The sequence below is a fragment of the Afipia massiliensis genome, assembly GCF_014203115.1.
Classification (GTDB): Bacteria; Pseudomonadota; Alphaproteobacteria; order Rhizobiales; family Xanthobacteraceae; genus Afipia; species Afipia massiliensis.
Genome location: NZ_JACHIJ010000002.1, coordinates 815,228 through 834,864, shown reverse-complemented (window position 1 = coordinate 834,864; position 19,637 = coordinate 815,228). Strand labels below are relative to the sequence as shown.

Here is a 19,637-nt window from a genome sequence, read left to right as displayed (position 1 = left end):
CCACGATAACCGTAAGATGCGCACAGCCTAACAGGAGACCGCCATGTCCGTCCGCCGCTCCCATCGTCGTCACCGGAAGCACAACCGCAGCAATGAAAGCAGTGGAGTGAGCGCGGTGCGGAGCGGAGGATATTTCAGGCTGTCGCGCAGCGCGCTGCTTGCCAGCGCAAGCATCATGGTTCTGACGCTGGCATCACCGGCGCGCGCGGTGCCGATCGGGCAGGGCTCGGGATCAGCAGCATCGCCACTATCTGCCGCGACCTACGCGGCACAGCAGGCACAGCAGCAAGCACAACGGGCAGCAGAGCAGGCGCAGCGCGCGATGTCGCGGGCACGAAATATTCTGCAGGACATGCAGTCGGCACAGGTAGCAGCGCGTGCGGCTGCACAGCAGGCCGCGTCAGTGGTGCCCAATGGTTTGACTGCGGGAGGTCTCGTGGCCAATCCCGATCTGGCCTTCAAATGGACCGGCGCCAACGGGCCGACACAGACGACATCCGGGGATCGGACCATCGTCACCATCCAGCAGACCGAGCAGAAGGCGATCGCCAACTGGACGAGCTTCAACGTCGGAGCGAAGACGACGGTCAATTTCGATCAGCAGGACGCAAGCTGGAGCATCCTCAATCGCGTGCAGGATCCGAGCCTCGCGCCAAGCAGTATCCTCGGGACCATCAACGCCAAGGGTACTGTCTACGTCATCAACCAAAGCGGCATCATTTTCGGCGGCACAAGCCAGATCAATGTCGGATCCTTGGTGGCCTCATCGCTCTGGCTCAACCAAAGCCTTTATGCGAATGGAATTCTAAACAACTCCACTGGAGAGTTCCAGTTCTCAGCTTTGCCGACCATTAAACCTCCGACCGATCCACTCGACACGGCGCCGTCTGTCGGCGCGGTCGGCGAGGTCGTCGTCGAAAAAGGCGCGTTCCTAAACGCCGCTACCTCGGGCGCGCACCAGGGCGGGCGCATCATGCTACTCGGTCCCAACGTCAGGAACGAAGGCGTGATCTCGACGCCGGACGGCCAGACCATTCTCGCAGCGGGCCTTCAGGTCGCGATCCGTGCGCATGACGCCAGTGATCCTAGCTTGCGCGGTCTCGATGTTTTCGTCGGCAAGGTTAGCGATCCTTCGCTTGGCGTTGTTGATACTGCAGGGAGCAGCCTGGCGGCGCGCGGTGTCATATGGAACGGCGGCTTAATTACCGCCCCGCTTGGCAACATCAGCCTAAACGGCGCGGCCATATATCAGGATGGAGTGACGCTGGCTACCACCTCGGTCGCGCTCAACGGACGGATCGATATCAACGCGGCCTACGACGCCGCCATCTTCTATGGGTTGCCGGGCGGGGCGTCGTTAAAGGACATCTATCCCGAAGGATTATACTTGGCGCCGCGCAAAACAGGCTTGGTTGAATTCGGGTCGCGGAGCCTGACCTCGGTCCTGCCGGAGATCGACAGCACAGAAACTGTACAGCTTTCCTCACTTCAACAGAAATCCCAGATCAATGTGCTGGGAAGCGCAATCCATCTCAAAAACGGGACGGACACCGGCGGAACATTAGTGGGAGCAACGATTCTCGCGCCGTCCGGCAAAGTTAGTATGAGTGCCGGCGAATTCCTCGATCTCGGTGATGCAGATATTGCAGATGAATATCGCACAACCAGGCTGCCCGGGATATCGCAGTTCTTTATGCCCTCCGGCAAGAATGGCGTTCTCCATCAAATCTATCTTGACTCCGGTGCGCTGATCGACGTCTCCGGCCTGGTGAACGTCCCGGAATCGGTCGCCAACACCGTGATCCAGGCGGAGCTGCGCGCGGCTCAACTCGCCGACTCGCCGTTACAGCGCGATGGCGCACTGCGCGGCGCCACCGTCTGGGTGGATCTGCTGCAAAGCGGCGTCTTCAACGGCAAGAGCTACATCGGCACACCGTTTGCCGACATTGCCGGCTTTATCGATCTCGTCCCGCACACAGTGGCGCAGCTCTCAGTCAACGGCGGCTCCGTGAACCTGAACGCGGGCGATGCTGTGGTGGTGCGCGATGGCGCCCGCATCAGTGTGGCGGGCGGGTCGATCGCCTATCAAGGCGGATATGTTCACGAGCAGTCGCAGCTCCTTCTGCAGGACGGCGGCTACGTGGCGCTGTCTCAAGCAACCCCTGATCGTGTCTATACTGGATTGGCTGGCGGATTCACGCGCAGTCACTCGCGCTGGGGGAGGACGGAAACATATTCGAGTTCGCTGCGCCCGACGATGCAATATCGCGACGGCTTCATGAAGGGCGGCGACGGCGGAACGCTTTCGATTATGGCGCCAGCGATGGTACTCGATGGTGCGCTCAATGGCGCCGTCTTGACTGGTCCCTATCAGTTGACGGCGGCTTCGGCTCCGAAGCCTTCGACGCTGAATCTCTTGTTGGGCAGTATCGCCGATTTCGAAGCAGGCAACGCCAAGCCATTTTTCACATCGAGCGCCGCTAACGCTCAGACGTTCAACGGAGTGTCGTTCGGCGTTGGCCCCGACATTATTCTGGGCGCGGCGCGCGCATCCGGCGGACCCGTCCCTACTGAGTTCTCCCAGCCTTTGGCCGCCGCAGACAACGCCACACTCAAGATTGATGCGTCTGTTTTCGGCGTCGACGGTTTCGGAATCGCTAATATCGACAATCAGAGTGGCCGGGTTTTGGTGCCCGCCGGAGTCAACCTCGGTTATGCCATCTCACCCTTGTCGGGACTCAGCATCACGGCGCGCGGTATCGACGTTCAGGGCGACATCACCTACCATGGGGGACAGGTTGTCCTGACGGGATCGTTGCTTCCGCTGGACTATCTGACGACGACACCGCCTTCCGTAACCAATCCTATTCGGTTCGAAGATCTGCCCTCCATCGTGGTATCGGGCCGCATTGATGTGTCGGGTGCCGTCATCGACGCCGCACAGGCTGCAGCATCTCCACGGATCACTGCGGGGGGGGCGATCAGTATCTCTGCAGGAGGAATAGGGATTGGGAGCCTCGGTTCTCACGTGCCACCGACGTCTTTTGCCTACCCAATGGGTATCGGTGGGAGCGTCTTGATTCGGGAAGGCAGCGTTCTCGACGTTTCAGGCGGCGTTCTCGTCAGCAGTTCGAGCAAAATTTCCTACGGTAATGCCGGAGCAATCAGCCTCCTCGGATTGGCTCCCTCTACCTTTAATGCGTTGATTGAAACGGCGCCGTGGATAGCAACCGGGGGCGGAACTGGCTCCTATCGAACAACGTTGCTTACCTCCGGTGAGTTGAGGGGGTTTTCCGGCGCAGCAGGCGGATCGCTCGCGCTCCAGGGCAGGGCCTTCCAGATTGGTGGCGCGGCTGCCGAAGACGTGACTGTGATCTCGCCGGACTTCTTCGATCGAGGGGGCTTCAGCCGCTTCGCACTGACCGGGTACTCTGCGCTCGGCCCCGATGGAGTCACAGTTGTTCCCGGTATACATCTGGTCGCAGGGATAAAGATCGAGCCCAAGGTGCAGAAGGTCGCGGCATCTTTCAGCGGCTCGCATGAAATAGGGCTGTCGCCTTATCTGCCCGTGGATGAGCTCCGCGATCCGGTGTCACTGACGCTGAGGGCAATCAACAACAGTCCCGCGCGTGGCGACATCCTCATAGGGGAAGGCGCTGCAATCTCGCTCAAGCCGGGTCGCACCGCCAATACGATCAAGGGCTCCTCCATCGCCATCAGTGGTTCCACGGTCACCGTGCTTGGAACGCTGACTGCGCCCGGAGGGAAAATCTCGATTGCCGCGGGATCGACGGCAAAGATTAACGAGAGCGGCGAGACTCTTACGCATACGCTGCACCTGGGCGCCAACAGCAGCCTGAATGTGGCTGGCGCCACCGTGCTGATTCCGGATGCGCGCGGATTGCGCACTGGCGCGGTGCTTGCTGGTGGCAGTATCACGCTTCAGGGTGACATTGTTGCCGAGAAGGGCAGCACTCTCGATGTTTCCGGTACCCGTGGTGTTCTCGACCTCCCGTCGAGTGCTGGAAGCGGACTATCTGCTAAATCCGTGGCGACGTGGATAGAGAGCGATGGTGGCTTGTTGTCGATCATAAGCTCGGGATTGCTGGTCGTCGAATCTACGCTCCGCGGTACTGCCGGCGGCGTGAACGCTGTGGGTGGCGTGCTTTCCGTATCATCATCGGTAAATTTTGGAGATAGCCGCATAGGGCCGTCCTCCTTCGTCCCCTCCCTCATCGTCACTCAGGACGATCAGCAACTGCTCAACGGAATCACGTTCGCACCCGGAAATGCGACAGTACGGACCGCGCTGCCGGGCAGCATATGGTGCGCCGTCGGCTGCCCGGACAGTGTCGTGTCCCGCGGGCATTTCTCCATCGACCGGTTCGCCAGCGGTGGCTTCGACACCCTGCGCTTGAACAGCGACGGCGGCGCAGGTGCCGTGCTGTTTCGAGGCGATGTCACGATTGACGCCCGTCGGAGCCTGATGGTGAGCCAGCTGGGCAACGCGATTTATGCTGACGGCGCGGTGACGTTGAGGGCGCCTTACGTCGCGCTCGGCAGCTCTTATCGGCCTTTCGCTCCAAGTGATGCTGCCTTCCTGCTGCCCAACCTCGACGCTGGCATTTTGGGTGCGATTCCGGCACATCAATTCGGCCCCGGCAGCCTGAGCGTCATCGCCCAGAAGCTGATCGACATCGGCAATCTGGCGCTGGAGAATATATCCACAACCTCGTTCGACGTCAGGGACGGAGACCTGCGCGGGTTCGGCGTCCTCGATGCCGCAGGGAGCGTGGTGATCGCGGCGGGGCAAGTCTACGCGCCAACCGACGCGCGGTTGCAGATCATCGTCAATCCTTCGAACGCCGACGAAGGCCGCTTGACGATCAGCGGCGGCGCATCGCGGCCAACGCCGCTGTCCGTCAATGGCGGGATCGAGCTTTACGCCCGTACGATTGACATCTCGGGCACCGTACGCGCGCCGTTCGGCACCATCAATGTCGGTTTCGATCCCGCGGAGCCAGCGCCTAAGGATCCCATCACCGGAGCGGATATTCCGGGTGTAAATACCCTGACGCTGGCGGACGGCAGCCTGCTTTCGGTGTCAGCGGATGGCTTGGTGATGCCTTACGGGGGTCTGGGTAAGGACGGCTCATGGATCCCGCCTTTCGCTCCCATCTCTCCGGTGCCGCCGATCAACACCTCGGGCGCACCGGAAAAGGTCGTCAGCCTTCTCGCCGACAAGATCAACTCGAAGTCCGGTGCCAGGATTGATATCGCCGGCGGTGGGGACCTCTACGCCTATCAATGGACGCAAGGCAATGGCGGCTCGACCGACATCCTAGCCAAATCGGACGCCTACGCGGTGATCCCGGGTTACGGCTTCGACTATGCGCCGCACTATTCCAACTCCGCCTCGGGCTATGTCAATGCGGGACTCGGCGTCGGCAGCCAGATCTATCTGGCTGCCGGCGCAGGCCTTGCTGCGGGCACCTATACGCTGCTGCCGGCGCGCTATGCGCTTCTCCCAGGCGCGTATCTCGTGACGCCAAGCTCCAGTTCGGCGACAGGCACCGTTTCCATAACGCGGCCCGACGGCTCAGCGATGGTCGCGGGCTATTTCAGCAATGCGCTGGACGGCAAGGCGCTGGGCGCGATCATGCCGAAGTACTTCGAGGTGGCGCCGGGCACCGTGGTGCATGCCCGCGCACAATATGATGATTTCCGTGCCAACACCTTCCTGGCCGACGCTGCGGCCAAGGCCGGCATAACTCCGCAGCGCCTGCCGATGGATGGCGGCCGTTTGCTGATCGCGGCGGCCACCGAGCTGCTGCTCCACGGCAGGGTACAGTCGGCAGGTGCGTCGGCTGCCGCACTCGGCGGGTTCGTTGATATCGGAAGTTCCAATCCGAATGGCATCGCCATCCTTGGCGGTACCGCCGAGCGGAGCCTTTATACCGGCTGGGTGACGATCGAAGCCGCCGATCTCGGCGCGTTTGGCGCGAGCAGCCTGCTCGTCGGTGGCCACCGGGACGGCACCGGTAACATCACGGTGACGAGCGCCAATCTCATCCTCGACAATCGGGAAGAAGCCCTCTTCGGGCAAGACGTTGTTCTCGTCTCGCGCGGGGCTCTGACACTGAAGGACGGTGCGCGGATCGAGGCTCGCGGCGCTGCGACGGGCGGGGCCGGCCAGCCCTTGAGCATCGGTCGCGACGCGGTGGCGGGGAGCGGCAATGGCTCAGCCGTTCGCGTCAGCACTTCGGCTGACGCGCGGCTGACGCGATTTGGCTATGATAGCTCCACCACGCCAACGCTGTTGGTTGGCCGCAATGTGCAGCTGATCGGCCGCGACGGACAGGGGCAGCCGAGTGCGGCTGGCTCGGTGATCTTGAATTCCACGGGCAATACGGTGATTGATCCGTCCGTCGTGATCAAGACACGCAGCCTGCAGGAGGCGGGCCAGCAAGTCACGCTAGCGCTCGACGGCAGCTACACGCTTCCCTCCAATCCCGGCATCGTCCTCACCGGGCAGGCGCTCAGCCAGTTGCTGACGGAGGCCGAGCGCGTGATACTGACATCCTACCGGACGCTCGATATCTACGGCCATGGCGAATTCGGCACCGTAGGGCAGGGCAAGCTCGCCTTCGAGGCCGCGCAGATTCGCGGCTTCAACACCGGCGCTGAGGGTGTGACTTTTGCCGCTGACACGGTGAGCCTCGGCAATCGCGAGCGCGGGATTGCTGCGTCAGCTGATCAGGCAGGAGCAAGTGGTGCGTTTCGCCTGAACGCCAACACTATCGAGCTCGGGGCTGGCGCGCTGGCGATCGACCAGTTCACGGGCGTGAAGCTTGATGCGGCGCGTGGAGTCCTGACCTCTGGGGCGGGCGGGCTTTCTCTCGGCAGTGATCTTGTCGTGGATACACCGCTCGTTACCGCAGCCAAGGGTGTGGATTACACGATTTCGGCCAATGGCCGGGCGATCTTCAACAGCACACTAGGGCAGACCGCTACGGTCGAGGGTGGTCTCGCCGCCAAGCTCACAGTGCTCGCGACTACGATAGAAGCCACGGGCGCAACCTTCCGGCTGCCGAGCGGTCGTCTCAGCCTGCACGCGCTCGATGGCGACATCGCTCTCACGGACACCGTTCTCGATGCGTCGGGAACGGAGCAGGTGTTCTTCGATGTGATCCGCTACTCCGGTGGTGGCGGCGTAGCGCTGACCTCGGATGCAGGTTCGGTTCGCCTGACGGGTGGTAAAGTTTCGGTGGCGGCGCCGCAAGTGGGTGGCGATGGCGGGGAGTTCGATGTCGACGTCAGGAACGGCGAGTTCATCGTCAGCGGAACGAGCCTCGAAGGTGGCGGTGGGGCCAAGGGCGTGGGCGGGCGTTTCAAGCTCGACACGAAGCGCCTCGTCGGCACTGCCGCGCTTGATGCCATGTTGGATCGGGGTAGCTTCTCGACCTTGCGCAACGTTCGGGTGCGCAGCGGCGATGTCATGCTCGACGGGCTCGCCACCGCTAAATCCTACTCGCTCTCGGCGGATGCCGGGGCCATCACGGCGACGGCCCACGGACAGATCCGTGCCGGCGGACCAACGGGAGGCACGATCTATCTCGCGGCGTCGGACGATATTACACTACAAAGCGGCTCCTTGCTCGACGTCTCGGCCGATGCGTTCGACAATGCGGGCAAGGGCGGTACAATCTGGCTCGAAACCCGTGGCGAGGGAGCTAACGGGATCGACATCCAGACTGGATCGCGCCTTGATCTTGCCGTCGCGGGCGGCCCGGGCGGCGTCCTCCATCTGCGTGCGCCTCGCACTGACGCGGCAGACGGTGCCGTAACCACCTCTGGCGCCGGCACATCGATAAAGATCCAGCCGGTGAACGGCACGGTGTCGAACGCCTCCTCAATCGTGGCCGAGGGATTCAAGGTCTATGCGCGTGCCAATGGCGCAATTGACGGCGTCGTTCAGGCGTTGGCAGACAACGACGCGAAGGCCTATCTCGGCGCCGCCGGAAGCGACGCCAATACGACAGCGATCAAGACCCGGCTGTTCGGCTCGCAGCCAGCTCTCGCTGCCATCGCCCAGATCACACCCGGCGTAGAGATCCAGAATGGCGACCGCAGCGCCGTCGCCTTCAAATTGAACGGCGCGGGCAGCCTGATTTCCTTCGACGGGGGTACGACCGCGACCGTCGTCGCGGGAACCGGAGCTCTGACTGTCTCAACCGCCGGCTACTGGATCGACGCAGCCACAGGGAAGCGGACGAGCTTTGCCGCCGGAGCTACTCTGACGGGTCTTTCCGCTAACGCCAAGATCATCACCGTGGGGGCAGGAACTCTGACAGCTGGCGGATCGGTGAGCCTTTCGGTTCCCGGCAATATCAATCTGACCGGGCTGAAGAACGCTGATATCACGCCAGTTGCGGGCGGCGTCGTCCTGTCGTTGGCCTCGACTGCAGATGCGACAGCCAACACCATCACCCTGCCGGCGGCCACGCCGTTCACGCTTCCATTTGGAACCTCAGGTGTTCCAATCAAATCATCTGCGGCAGGCTCCTACAAGCTGCCCAGCGGAGTCACCACCAATTTTCTCGCTAACGCGAATCTAAATAGTTTGGTTCCCGGAACCATCGTTACACTCAATGCGCCAGGCACTTTGACACAGCAATTCACAGTCAGCAACGGAGCGACGGCGATCACGCTGCCCGCCGACACGACGGTGAGCAACGTCACGCTCACGCTGAGCCAAACCAGCGGCGCGAATGTCGCGGTGCTTTCGAGCGGCAGCCTGGCGCTGGGCAGCGCCGCGAGCACAACGACATCCGACTGGAATCTCTCGACCTGGCGTTATGGTCCTGACCGCGTGCCGGGCACGCTCACTTTACGCGCTACCGGTAATATCGAATTCTACAATACATTGACCGATGGATTCACCAGCACCGGCGTCACCTATCCGAGTGCTGTATTGCCCGGAGCGTCCGCATCCGCCACAAGTCGTCTACATTGGGGCGCTATGCTGGATCTGCTGATGCCAGCAGGCTCGGCCTCTTGGTCCTATCGTGTTATCGCGGGCGCTGATCTCTCGGCAGCCGACTACCGAGAGCGCCTGCCTCTGGCGGAGCTTGGGACCACAACCGGTTCGATAACGCTCGGCAAGAACGGTGCGGATTACAACGGTTTTGCTTCCTATGCGCCAAAATCGGCAACTGCAAGTGTGTCTAACGACCGGGTGCCGTACTATAGCTCGACAAATTTCTTCCAGGTAATCCGCACTGGGACCGGCGATATCGATCTCCTTGCAGGTCAGGATATCCGGCTCATCAACCCGTTCGCCGCGATCTACACCGCTGGCAGCCGGATCGTTCCCGATCCAGCCATCTTCGATGCACCGACCACAACATATCAGGCCTTCAATACAGCCTCCTACAATCTTGGTTATGCATTCCCCAAGCTCGTAACTTATCCAGCTCAATATAGTGATCATGGCGGCAACGTCACGCTGGTAGCGGGGAATGACATCCGCAGGTTGACCGGCTACGGCGCGGTCGGGAGCCGGACGTTCGTCGACGCGTCCAGCCTGGAATTACCAAACAACTGGCTCTATCGGCGCGGCTATATCGACCCGGCGAACGGCATGTTCGATATGGCGACCCCGTTCACGGATGGCTTGGGTAAGCCGACCGATAAAGCATCGACCACATGGTGGGTCGATTTCAGCAACTTCTTCCAAGGTGTCGGAACACTGGGCGGCGGCAACGTGAGACTCCAGGCCGGCCAAGACATCGTCAACGTTGACGCCGTCGCGCCGACTAATGCTTGGACTCCAAAGAACGTGCTGGCCGCGACGGCGCCGCTCACGGAATATGGTGGCGGCGATGTTTCCGTGATCGCAAGCCGTGATATCAGCGGCGGCGTCTACTACGTCGAAAAGGGCAAAGCGATCCTGGATGCCGGCGGCAGCATCCATTCCAATCCTGCGCGGAACACCGTAGATGCCCTAGCGTGGGAGTCGGGCTTGAAGATTTCGGCGGCGGGCGTCGTTGTCAGCGAGTTCACGAGAAATCTCATTCTCGATCCGGACTCCTGGCTGCCCACGACCCTGTTCCTTGGGAAAGGCGATATCGAGATATCCGCGGCGGGCGACATTCTGGTCGGGCCAATTCTCAACCCGTTTGCTTTGCCGCAAGGGATACTCAATAACTTGGCCCAGAAGACGTATTTCAGCACTTACGCGCCTACAAACAAGGTCATGGCGACCTCCCTCTCAGGGGATATCACCCTGTCGAACAAAAAAGGTCGCGACACGGTCGGCTCGCTTGCTAGTTACTACGAGCAGATGTTCGCTGTGCACAGCCTGTCTCCTTTGGCGTCGAGGCGTGGGTGGCTCCGTCTCGGGGAGGTGACATCTTTCGCGGGCCAGGACGTGTTCAGCCAAGTCTATCTGACCAAGCCGTCGACACTTCAGCTTGCAGCACTGTCGGGTGACGTATCTATTATTGGACCGCTGCTGCTCTCGCCGTCGCCAACCGGCACTCTCGATCTGCTGGCCTCTGGGAATATAAGTGGCTACAATTTAATAACGGACACAACTGGCTCCAGCATTTCCAAGTATGGCGTCGAAGCGCAGGTCACTCTTTCCGACGCAGACTACCTTCGCATTGCAAGCCCGCTGTCACCTCGGGCCACTTCTGGGGCGGGCAGAGTCATCGCAAGCCCGTCTTCATCCGCCGATGGGCTGTCTATCTCGGGTGCCACAAATCAAACCCTTGCCGACAAGCTTGCTGCGCACGGCAAGCTGACACATCGGGATGATTGGGAGCCGGTTCGCCTCTATGCACGCGGTGGTGATATCACCGGTCTGCAAGTGATCTCGCCCAAGCAAACCCGCCTGATCGCCGGACGCGACATTTCGGACATTGCCCTCTATTTGCAGAACCTGCATGAGACGGACATCAGCATCGTGTCTGCTGGTCGCGATATCGTTGGCTATGCGCCGAACTCGCTCGCGCGGCTGGCATCGTTGCCACTCGTTACTGTGATCTCCCCCTGGACAACTGTTGTCCAGATGGATTCGCCGCAGGCTGGTGATATCCAGCTCGGCGGGCCAGGCAGCCTTCACCTGCTGGCGGGACGCAATATCGATCTCGGCGTGGACGCTCGTGCCGGGACCGCGACTGCGCCTCAGAATGGAACCGCAACCGGCATTGTCACGATCGGCAATCAGTCCAACCCGTTCCTGCCGTTATCGGGCGCCTCCATCACCATGGCGGCCGGTCTTGGTACAATGGCGAAAGATATCGGCGGACCTGGCCTCGACTACGGCGCCTTCGAGCGAGATTTCCTCGATCCTGCGACAGCGGGTGACAGGGCGGACCGCCTGCTGTCGAAGCTTGGCAAGGCGCTCAATTTGTCGGACACCTCGCCCGCGACGGTGTACGCAGCGTACAAGGCTGCAGACGAGAACAAGAAGCGTAAATGGGCGCTCGAAGCCTTCTTTATCGCACTCGATCAGTCCGGTCGGGACCATAACGATCCGGACGCGATCCATAGGACTTATGAGGACGGCTTTGCCGCTATTGCCGCGCTGTTCCCGGCCAACGACGAGGCGAGAGGCAGCATCCTGCTCACATCGCGCCAGATCAAGACAGCGCGGGGTGGCGACATCAATATGCTAGTGCCCCACGGTGGAGTCGAGGTTGGCTTTACCTTGGTCGGGTCGCAGCCGCAGGAGCAAGGCATCCTTACCGAAGGTGGCGGCGACATCCGCATCTTCGCCGACGGCAGCATCCTGCTCGGCACCTCTCGCATCTTCACCCTGCGCGGCGGCAATATCCTGATCTGGTCGAGCTTCGGGGACATCGCCGCCGGCGCGGCCTCCAAGACCGTCAAGGCGGCACCTCCGACCCGCGTGCGAATCGATCCCGATACCGGGATTGTCGAGAACGATCTCGCGGGCCTTTCCACCGGTGGCGGCATCGGTACTCTGGCTGTATTCCCCGACGCACCACCAAGCTGGATCAATCTCATCGCACCCAACGGTGCGGTGGATGCGGGCGATGCGGGCATCCGCGCGTTCGACATCAATCTCGCCGCGCGCCTCGTGCTGAACGCCGCCAACATCCAAGTGCAAGGCAACTCGACGGGAATCCCGACGGTGCAAGCGCCGCCTGTGGCCGCGCTCACGTCAGCCTCAAACGTCGGAGCCTCCACGCAGCAGTTAGCGCCGCAGCAGCCGAGCAACAACGGACAAGCCTCGGTCATGATCGTCGAGATTGTCGGCTATGGGGGATCGCAAGGCTCGGATCAGGACAATAACGACGAGCGGAAGCGTAATGCCCCATAAGCAGCCGCTCGCTTTGTGGTGGAAGCGGGGGCTTCACCTCCTCGGGGCACTGACGGGCGTTATCGCAAGTGCGGCGACGCCGTCGCCCGCCGCTGCTCAAGGGACCGCCTATCGCTCCGCCGCGAGCGCGCCGGCGACGTGGCAAAACTTTGCCGGCGAGCTGAAAGGCAGTTTCGAAAACCGGCTCGCTGGTGATGCTGCTGCCGCGCGCCGCCTGCACGAGGCCTTAGCAAAGCATGATAAACATTCGTCCGAAACCCTTGTGGTTCGTAGTTGGGTCACATCCGCCGGCAAAATCGAGCGATTGGAGTTCGACGGGATTGACGACGTAGACATTATCGTCGGTCTGCGCGCACTTCTCGCCAGTGTCGTTGTAAGCCCGCCGCCTGCCGATATGCTTCAGCCGCTGCACCTTCACCTGTCAGTCCGCTCCAGCGATCAATCGCACGAGGAGTAGTGGCATGTGGGTAAAGCGATGTGTGCTCGCCATTCTGATCATGGCTACGTCGACCGACGTTTCCATTCGATTTGCCCGTGCCGAGTCCATCTTGAGCCCGCCGGCCTCGGAAAGCCAAGCGAATCCATCGACTAAAAACGCGGATACGCAGGAGTCGAAAGCTAATGCCTCCACCCCGAGGAGTGTGCATGACGGCGGTGCGCTGCCTCAGGGATACGGTATGCGGGCAGACTATCGCGCTCTGATCGAAACAGAGGCCAGACGCGAGGGCCTCGCGCCGGAAGTCGCGGAAGCCGTGATGGCGGTCGAGAGCGGCTACAACCCGGCGGCGATTGGTGGCGTCGGCGAAATCGGCTTGATGCAGATTTTGCCATCGACTGCACGGATGCTTGGCTTTGCCGGCAGCAATGCCGAGCTTGCCGCGCCCGCCAACAACATCCGTTACGGCGTCAGGTATCTGGCCCAAGCTTGGCGTCTGGCGGGCGGTGACCTATGCACCGCCACGATGAAGTATCGCGCCGGGCATGGCGAGAGTCGATTTTCCTATCGTTCGGTCAACTATTGCCTGGCGGTGCGCAGCAAGCTGGTGGCGCGGGGCTTTCGCGTGACCGGCACCGTTCCGGTGGCGACGTTCGGGCAGCCGGACACCAGCGGGGGTGGGGATTGTAGACGCAAGTGCCTGAGCGGTGGGCGCATCGGCACTGTTAATCTCGCCGCGCTCAACACAAGGCTCAGCGCGCTGGTCGTGCAGGTCCGGACAGGGCGATAGCAATGATGACAACGGCGCCGATCTTCGTACCCCGTTCGGCTCGGCAGTGGGCGCTAGTGAATCTTGTCGCCCTTCATATCAAAGCGAATGCGACCGCGACGCAGGTGAGGGTCATGCGATGAGGGCGCGGAAGATCGATCCGGTTATCGATGCTGGGATTTGGAAACGAGTGGCGATTGTAATCGCAATCGTCATCCTTGTGGCGCTGGTCATGATCGCTGGCGCCAAAGCGCAGACGACCTTGCCCGAGATATTCGTCAGTCCGCCCGATCTTCCGCCGAAAAGTGTCCTGGGCGCCGGTCAAAAGGGCAGTAGAGACGGCGAGGCGGGAAACGACGGCAAGGCGGATGGCAACCAGTCACTCAAAGAGATCAATGAGCAACTCAGGCGCAAGACTGACGAGACCAATCCGGTTCTCAATACCCCACCGCTGGACGCACACTCCCCCGACACCAAAACCGGCATCGTTAATATCCCAGGAGTCCAGCAGCAATACGGGCTGAATTTCGGACATTCAGCCACGCCGTTCAGGCCGCCGCCCTCGACTTTCAACACGCCGCTCGGACGACGATAGAACGGGGTATGCCACGCCAGTTAGTCACTTAGGTCATACAGCACACTTTGGAGAGGTCGATGAAAAGACAGGTCGGAGCTGTTGGAGTTCTGCTTCTGGCGCTATTTGCTGAATGTGCCTTCGCCGAGTCGGCGCCTCCGAGTGAGGCGTCGCGAAGAGCAGAACTGAGCACCGCATTGCAGGCGGCTGGGCAAGCAGGAACCAAAGGGCCTGCCGATGTTTCCCTGATCGACCAGGCCGCGCTCAAGCTTTCGACCGGCGACCTTTTCGTCCCGAAGGAGGAAGGCGCGCGCCTGCTGCGCGCCTTCGGCAATGTCGTTAGCGAAACTAGTTTCGTTGGCCTTGTCGTCGGCCAATATCAGAACGATCTGTCGATTGTGGTGATCCGTCATGTCAGGGATGGTTACATCAAGGACGACGACGCCAAGAGCTGGAACGCTGACGACCTTCTGAAGAACCTAAAAAGCAGCACCGAGGAGGCCAACAAGGATCTGGTAGCGCGCGGATTTCCCGAACGGCAGGTGATCGGATGGGTTGAGGCACCGCATTATGATGCCGTCACACATCGCCTGGTTTGGTCGGTACTTGGCGCGGATAAAGGAGCGCCGAGCGACACTCCCAAGAACATCAATTACAACACCTACGCGCTGGGGCGTGATGGCTATTTCAGCCTGAATCTGCTGTCCGATTCGGATCGCATTTCAGGCGAGAAAGCATTCGCCCACCGGTTGCTTGCCGCGCTCGCCTACAATGATGGCAAACGCTACGAGGACTTTAACGCCTCGACCGATAGCATTGCCGAGTATGGGCTTGCGGCGCTGATCGGCGGAATTGCGGCCAAGAAGCTCGGCCTGTTTGCGTTAGCGATCGCCTTTGTGCTCAAATTCGCGAAGGTCATCTTCGCCGGAGCCGCGATGGTCGGCATTGGCGTCATAAAATTCTTCCGCCGTAAGACGAGAGATGACAAGACGGCGGATAGGCCGTTAGACGCGCCAGACGCCGCATGAAGGCGCTGTTTTTCATACTGCTCCCAGGCCTCAAATGAGGCAAGATCGCTACCGCTGGCGGCAGCATCTGTTGTCGCTTGCGGTCTATGCCGCGATATGGGGTAGGCGCTTTGCGGCGCGTTTTAACAGGTTGCTGCTGGCCCACGAGATGGGACACTATGTGGCGGCGCGCTAGCGCGGCCTGAAGGTCGGCGGGCCGGCCTTCATTTCGTTCGTTGGTGCCTGGATCGCATTCAAGGATCAGCCGGTTGATGTTGAAACCGAGGCCTATATCGCGCTTGCCGGCCCGGTTGCTGGAACCATTTCCGTTCTTACGGTGTATTTGTGGGCGCGGTCGGAAACCAGTGGCCTGCTGCTCGCTATTTCCTATTCAGGCCTGTTCCTCAATTTGTTTAATCTGCTTCCGATCTCGTCGCTCGTCGGCGGGACGGTGACGGACATCGTCAGCCCGCGTATCTGGCTTCTCGGCGCGCCGATGCTGTACCGGCCAAGCCCCACGCTGATCATTGTCGCTGTTCTTGCCCCGCCGTAGGTGATGAAGGCTTGGCGATATGCCCCCCAGCGCCGGAGAGCGCCACTTACTATACCATTCTGCCTCGAACCAAGCTCGAATATGGCGCAGTCTATCTTGCGCCCGCGGCGCTGCTGGCAGCTTTGACATGCGAGGTCCATGAACTGATGGGGCCAGTTCACCCGTTCTGTTAAGTGATGAAAGCCCGGTGCGTCGTCCCCGCCATGGCGCGGCACCTTTGTCACGGTAATCGGAGCACGGGGATTTGAATTCTAACGCTGGTTTGGGCTATTGAACCTGGATCATTGGCGGTCCTCATTCGGATCAATAGACTACTGTCATCAAAGGGATATACTGTTATTACTCAGTCGGACCGCAAGCTGGTTAGTCCGCCATGAAGGTCGCGCGGTTCTAAGGCGGCCTTTCCTTTACGGCGGAGATTTGACGAGCGGACTTAAGTGAAGGACACGCCTTTGAACGCGGAAGTAATGGCGGCGAAATCGCCTACTAAGTCGCACCTGACAGCCTTAGTTATGATCACGCTGTTGCTGATTCCGGCGCTCGTTTTTTCTGCGGGTGCCATCGAATTGAATTCTAGGTTGCCGCTGCAGCCTTTGGCGTTCGATATCCCCGCCCAGCCTCTTGCGGCGGCCTTGCACGCCTACAGTCGAAAAGTTGGTGTTCAGGTGCTTTACGACAGTCGCTCGGCTTCGGGCCAACAGTCTGTTGCAATCCAAGGATACTTTGCTCCAGATGAAGCGTTGATACGTCTTCTCGGCAACACTGATCTAGATGTGCGGCGTGCTAGGACGGATGCAATTACGCTGGTCGCGCCGGCAGTCATCGAGCATGGGCTTCCGCCGGTCAATCCGCTGACCGACGCCGATCTTGTACTCGGCGAATTGCGTGTTCGGGCGAATGTTCGGCCAAACGATCTTGAGAAATTTGCCGACTATAGCGAGACTGTCCGCTCCGAAGTCCAGCGAGCTTTGCTTAAGAATCCGCAAAGTGCAACGGGTAATTATCGAGCTGTTCTTGACTTGTGGATCGATCCCACGCGCACTATCCGCAAGGCCGCGCTCCTGCAATCGACCGGAGATGCTGTGCGCGATTCCGCTATCACAGGCACGCTACAAGGTTTGCTGATCCGCCAGCCGACGCCCGCTGATGCTCCCCAACCCATTCGCGCCGTCGTCGCTGTGAGCACGGCGAAATGAGGCCGCTTGCTACCGACGATAGCGCAGACCTAACGCCAGCCTCGACGTTCGCGCGGCTGATATTGTTTCCCGCGTTCGTTGGTATTCTCTTTATTGGCGGCGTCGCCTGGTTGCGGCTCGAACTCGCTGCGGCAGGCGGCACGCCTGAACAGATCCCGCTGGTGCAGGTCCATCTCATGCCGCGCCTGGACTCGCTGTCTATTCCAGTCGATTCAGAACAGCAATCGCTTGCGATTGCGACGCCAAGCCCCGTGCGTGGAATAACCGAAGCACCATCCTCTATATCCGACCGAACGCTGACAAGGTTTCCGGCAGAGGAATCCGCACCGCCCTCCGATCCGCCGATGCCGTCAGCGGGTCTGAAGGATATCCCGGATCCCATACAGGATGATGCGAAGACAACGTTCCGGACAGAACTTGCGCGCCACATTGCGCGGTTCCAGCGGTATCCAAAGGGGGCTGAACGGCAACATCTACAAGGGACGGTCCGGGCCGTGTTCTCAATCAACCGTGCCGGCAAGCTGCTTGGCGTACGGGTCAAAGGTAGCTCCGGTCAGTCTGTGCTGGACCATGCTGCCCTTGAAACCATCCGCCGAGCCCAGCCGCTGCCCCGGATCCCTCCGGCCTTGTCGGATACGTTGAACGTAGAAGTGACGCTCGGATTTGACCCGTCCTGAGTCGTTTCCTGTGCCGAACGTGGCGCGAATATAACGCCTGCCGTCGCATAACGGGCAGTCGTCCGACTGTCATAAATCTGTAATTCGCGACCTTTATCAGCAAGTTACCCTTGGAGTGTTGGGCTCCCGGGGCGCGTAGGGGGGCCGCGAAATTGGCAGAGTCCAATCAGACTAGGCTGAAGCGGCAGCTCGCTGAAAATTACGACACCTTGGTCAAGCACCTCACAGGGCAATTGGGGTCTTCCGAGTTCGCTTATGAGGTGCTGCACGAAACATTCGTGCGCCTTGATCGCGTTCCAGATGCGACACTCGTCGAAAAGCCCGCCGATTACGTCTTTCGCACCGCCATCAACGTTGCCAAGAACCTTCGAAAAGCGCGGACCTATCGTGTCCCTGCCTCCGAGATCGACGCGCTGCTCGAGGTAACCGACAACAGGCCAAGTCCGGCCCAGATCGCCGAGGAGCGGTCCGACTTCGAAGCCTTCGAGCGTGCGCTCCGCGAGCTTCCCGAACGCCCGCACCATGTGCTCCGTATGATGTCGCTCGAAGGCAAGACCGCCGAAGAAACGGCTGAGGCGCTCGGCGTCAGCGTGCGCACCGTTTCCTCAGACTACCAACACGCCTTGCAGCATTGTGCCAAGAGCATCGACCGCCGCATTTCTCCCCGCCTAGGCGGTCCGAGGCGGCGGACCTGAATGCGAGGCGAAAGAGCTCCGAGAGACGCCTATTCCGGACAAGGACGAACAGCGGCGCAGCCGCGCCATGCGGATCCGCCTTTCGGATTCTTTTTCATGATAGACCCTTCCCAGTTGTCTAAGAAAGAAAGGAGATAGTTGTTTGGTTCGGTTGGAGGAAAGCGGCCGTCCCAAAGAGGTTGGGAAGGCAATGGGTTTGCGCGCCAATGGCCCGGGTTGACGAGAATCATATATACCGAGGCGCCTTCGGCCGCGAAGGGATGTGTCGTCGGCTCTTGCGCGAATAGTGAGCGATCGCAGTGACCCTCCCTCCCGAAACACCAGGGCCGGACCCGCTACTTGACGAGGCGATCGTCTGGATCGTGCGGCTCAAGACCGAAGAGATTACACGCGCCGATATCGATGACTTTCAGCGCTGGCGAGCGCGGAGCGCAGCGCACGAAGCCGCCTTCCAGCGAGCAGCCCTTATCAATTGGCGGGCAGGCGTGGTCGCGGGCAAACTCACCGCGCCGTCGGCGCGTGTCGCCGGCATTGCGACAAGCCGCGGCCGCCTCAGCCGGCGCGCCCTAATCGGCGGCGGTCTTGCCGCCGCTGCCGTGGCCGGATACGCTGTCATCAGGCCTCCCTTCAACCTGTGGCCGTCATTGCAGGAATTGTCGGCTGACTACCGCACGGCAAAGGGGGAGCAACGCACGGTCAATGTCACCCCGGAAGTCTCGTTCGACCTCAACACACTGACCAGCATCGCCCTTCGCTCGAAGCAAAATCAGCCGACGATCGAGTTGCTGTCCGGCGAGGTCGTCGTCAGCACCCGCCGTCCGCCGCAAGGCGACTTGATCGTACTCGCTGCCGGTGGGCAAATCATCGCGAGCGAAGCGCGCTTCAGCGCACGCTGCCTTGATGACGTCGTCTCTGTTGTTTGCCTGAATGGTATCGTTAGTGTGCAGCAGGCTGGACAATCCACGCGCATCGTTGAGGGAGAACAGGTTTCCTATACAGGTAGTGGCCTCGGTGCCCGCGTGAGCGTCGATCCCGTGCAAGTGACTTCATGGCAAACCGGCTTGCTGATCTTTCGTGATCGACCGTTAGCCAGCGTGGTCGAGGAGATCAATCGATATCGCCCTGGCAAGATAGTCGTCGTCAGCGCCGCGTTGCGGCAACGTATCGTTAACGGCGACTTCGAGATTGCCAAGCTCGACACGTTCATCACCCAAGTGCAGCAGCTGACGGGGGCCCGCGCCACCGAATTGCCAGGCGGGCTGGTTCTCCTGAGTTGATCTCCTTCCTCCCTGCGGTGGGGCTAATCAACCCGACCGTTCCAGAGATTATTTGCCATGGTGGATTTGATGCGCCGACGGTGCGCATCAGTTCGAGAGCG

General features: G+C 60.7%; 10 protein-coding genes. All 10 read left to right on the top strand.

The window, feature by feature from the left end; all coding sequences use genetic code 11:
• Window positions 1-43 precede the first annotated feature (43 nt).
• The 10 genes from HNQ36_RS08915 to HNQ36_RS26550 all read left to right on the top strand — a co-directional run bounded on the left by HNQ36_RS08915 (window position 44) and on the right by HNQ36_RS26550 (window position 19,536).
• Window positions 44-12,352, top strand: coding sequence for a filamentous hemagglutinin family protein (locus HNQ36_RS08915; RefSeq protein WP_184083898.1), 12,309 nt, complete (start codon window positions 44-46; stop codon window positions 12,350-12,352).
• A complete protein-coding gene (locus HNQ36_RS08910) occupies window positions 12,342-12,809 on the top strand; it encodes a hypothetical protein (protein WP_024921611.1) in 468 nt (155 codons plus the stop codon). The genes HNQ36_RS08915 and HNQ36_RS08910 overlap by 11 nt, the downstream gene beginning before the upstream one ends.
• A gap of 40 nt (window positions 12,810-12,849) precedes the next feature.
• Window positions 12,850-13,578 carry a lytic transglycosylase domain-containing protein gene (locus HNQ36_RS08905; RefSeq protein WP_081758550.1) on the top strand — a complete coding sequence of 243 codons (729 nt, stop codon included), beginning with the start codon at window positions 12,850-12,852 and terminating at the stop codon, window positions 13,576-13,578.
• A 118-nt stretch (window positions 13,579-13,696) separates the two neighbouring features.
• Entirely contained in the window at window positions 13,697-14,152 is a 456-nt protein-coding gene (locus HNQ36_RS26150) for a hypothetical protein (protein ID WP_024921609.1), read from the top strand.
• A 59-nt stretch (window positions 14,153-14,211) separates the two neighbouring features.
• Window positions 14,212-15,159: a DUF2167 domain-containing protein gene (locus HNQ36_RS08895; protein ID WP_024921608.1), complete on the top strand. Its 948-nt coding sequence runs from the start codon at window positions 14,212-14,214 to the stop codon at window positions 15,157-15,159.
• A 388-nt stretch (window positions 15,160-15,547) separates the two neighbouring features.
• Window positions 15,548-15,691, top strand: a complete 144-nt coding sequence (locus HNQ36_RS26145) for a hypothetical protein (protein WP_244439025.1) — start codon at window positions 15,548-15,550, stop codon at window positions 15,689-15,691.
• Window positions 15,692-16,143: 452 nt separating this feature from the next.
• A complete protein-coding gene (locus HNQ36_RS08885; protein ID WP_184083896.1) occupies window positions 16,144-16,887 on the top strand; it encodes an STN domain-containing protein in 744 nt (247 codons plus the stop codon).
• Window positions 16,884-17,564, top strand: a complete 681-nt coding sequence (locus HNQ36_RS08880; protein ID WP_184083894.1) for an energy transducer TonB — start codon at window positions 16,884-16,886, stop codon at window positions 17,562-17,564. The genes HNQ36_RS08885 and HNQ36_RS08880 overlap by 4 nt, the downstream gene beginning before the upstream one ends.
• Window positions 17,565-17,716: 152 nt before the next feature.
• Window positions 17,717-18,259, top strand: a complete 543-nt coding sequence (locus HNQ36_RS08875; RefSeq protein WP_024921604.1) for an RNA polymerase sigma factor — start codon at window positions 17,717-17,719, stop codon at window positions 18,257-18,259.
• A 299-nt stretch (window positions 18,260-18,558) separates the two neighbouring features.
• The gene (locus tag HNQ36_RS26550) at window positions 18,559-19,536 is read left to right on the top strand and encodes a FecR family protein (RefSeq protein ID WP_024921603.1); all 978 of its coding nucleotides are present in this window, start codon (window positions 18,559-18,561) and stop codon (window positions 19,534-19,536) included.
• Window positions 19,537-19,637: the final 101 nt, after the last annotated feature.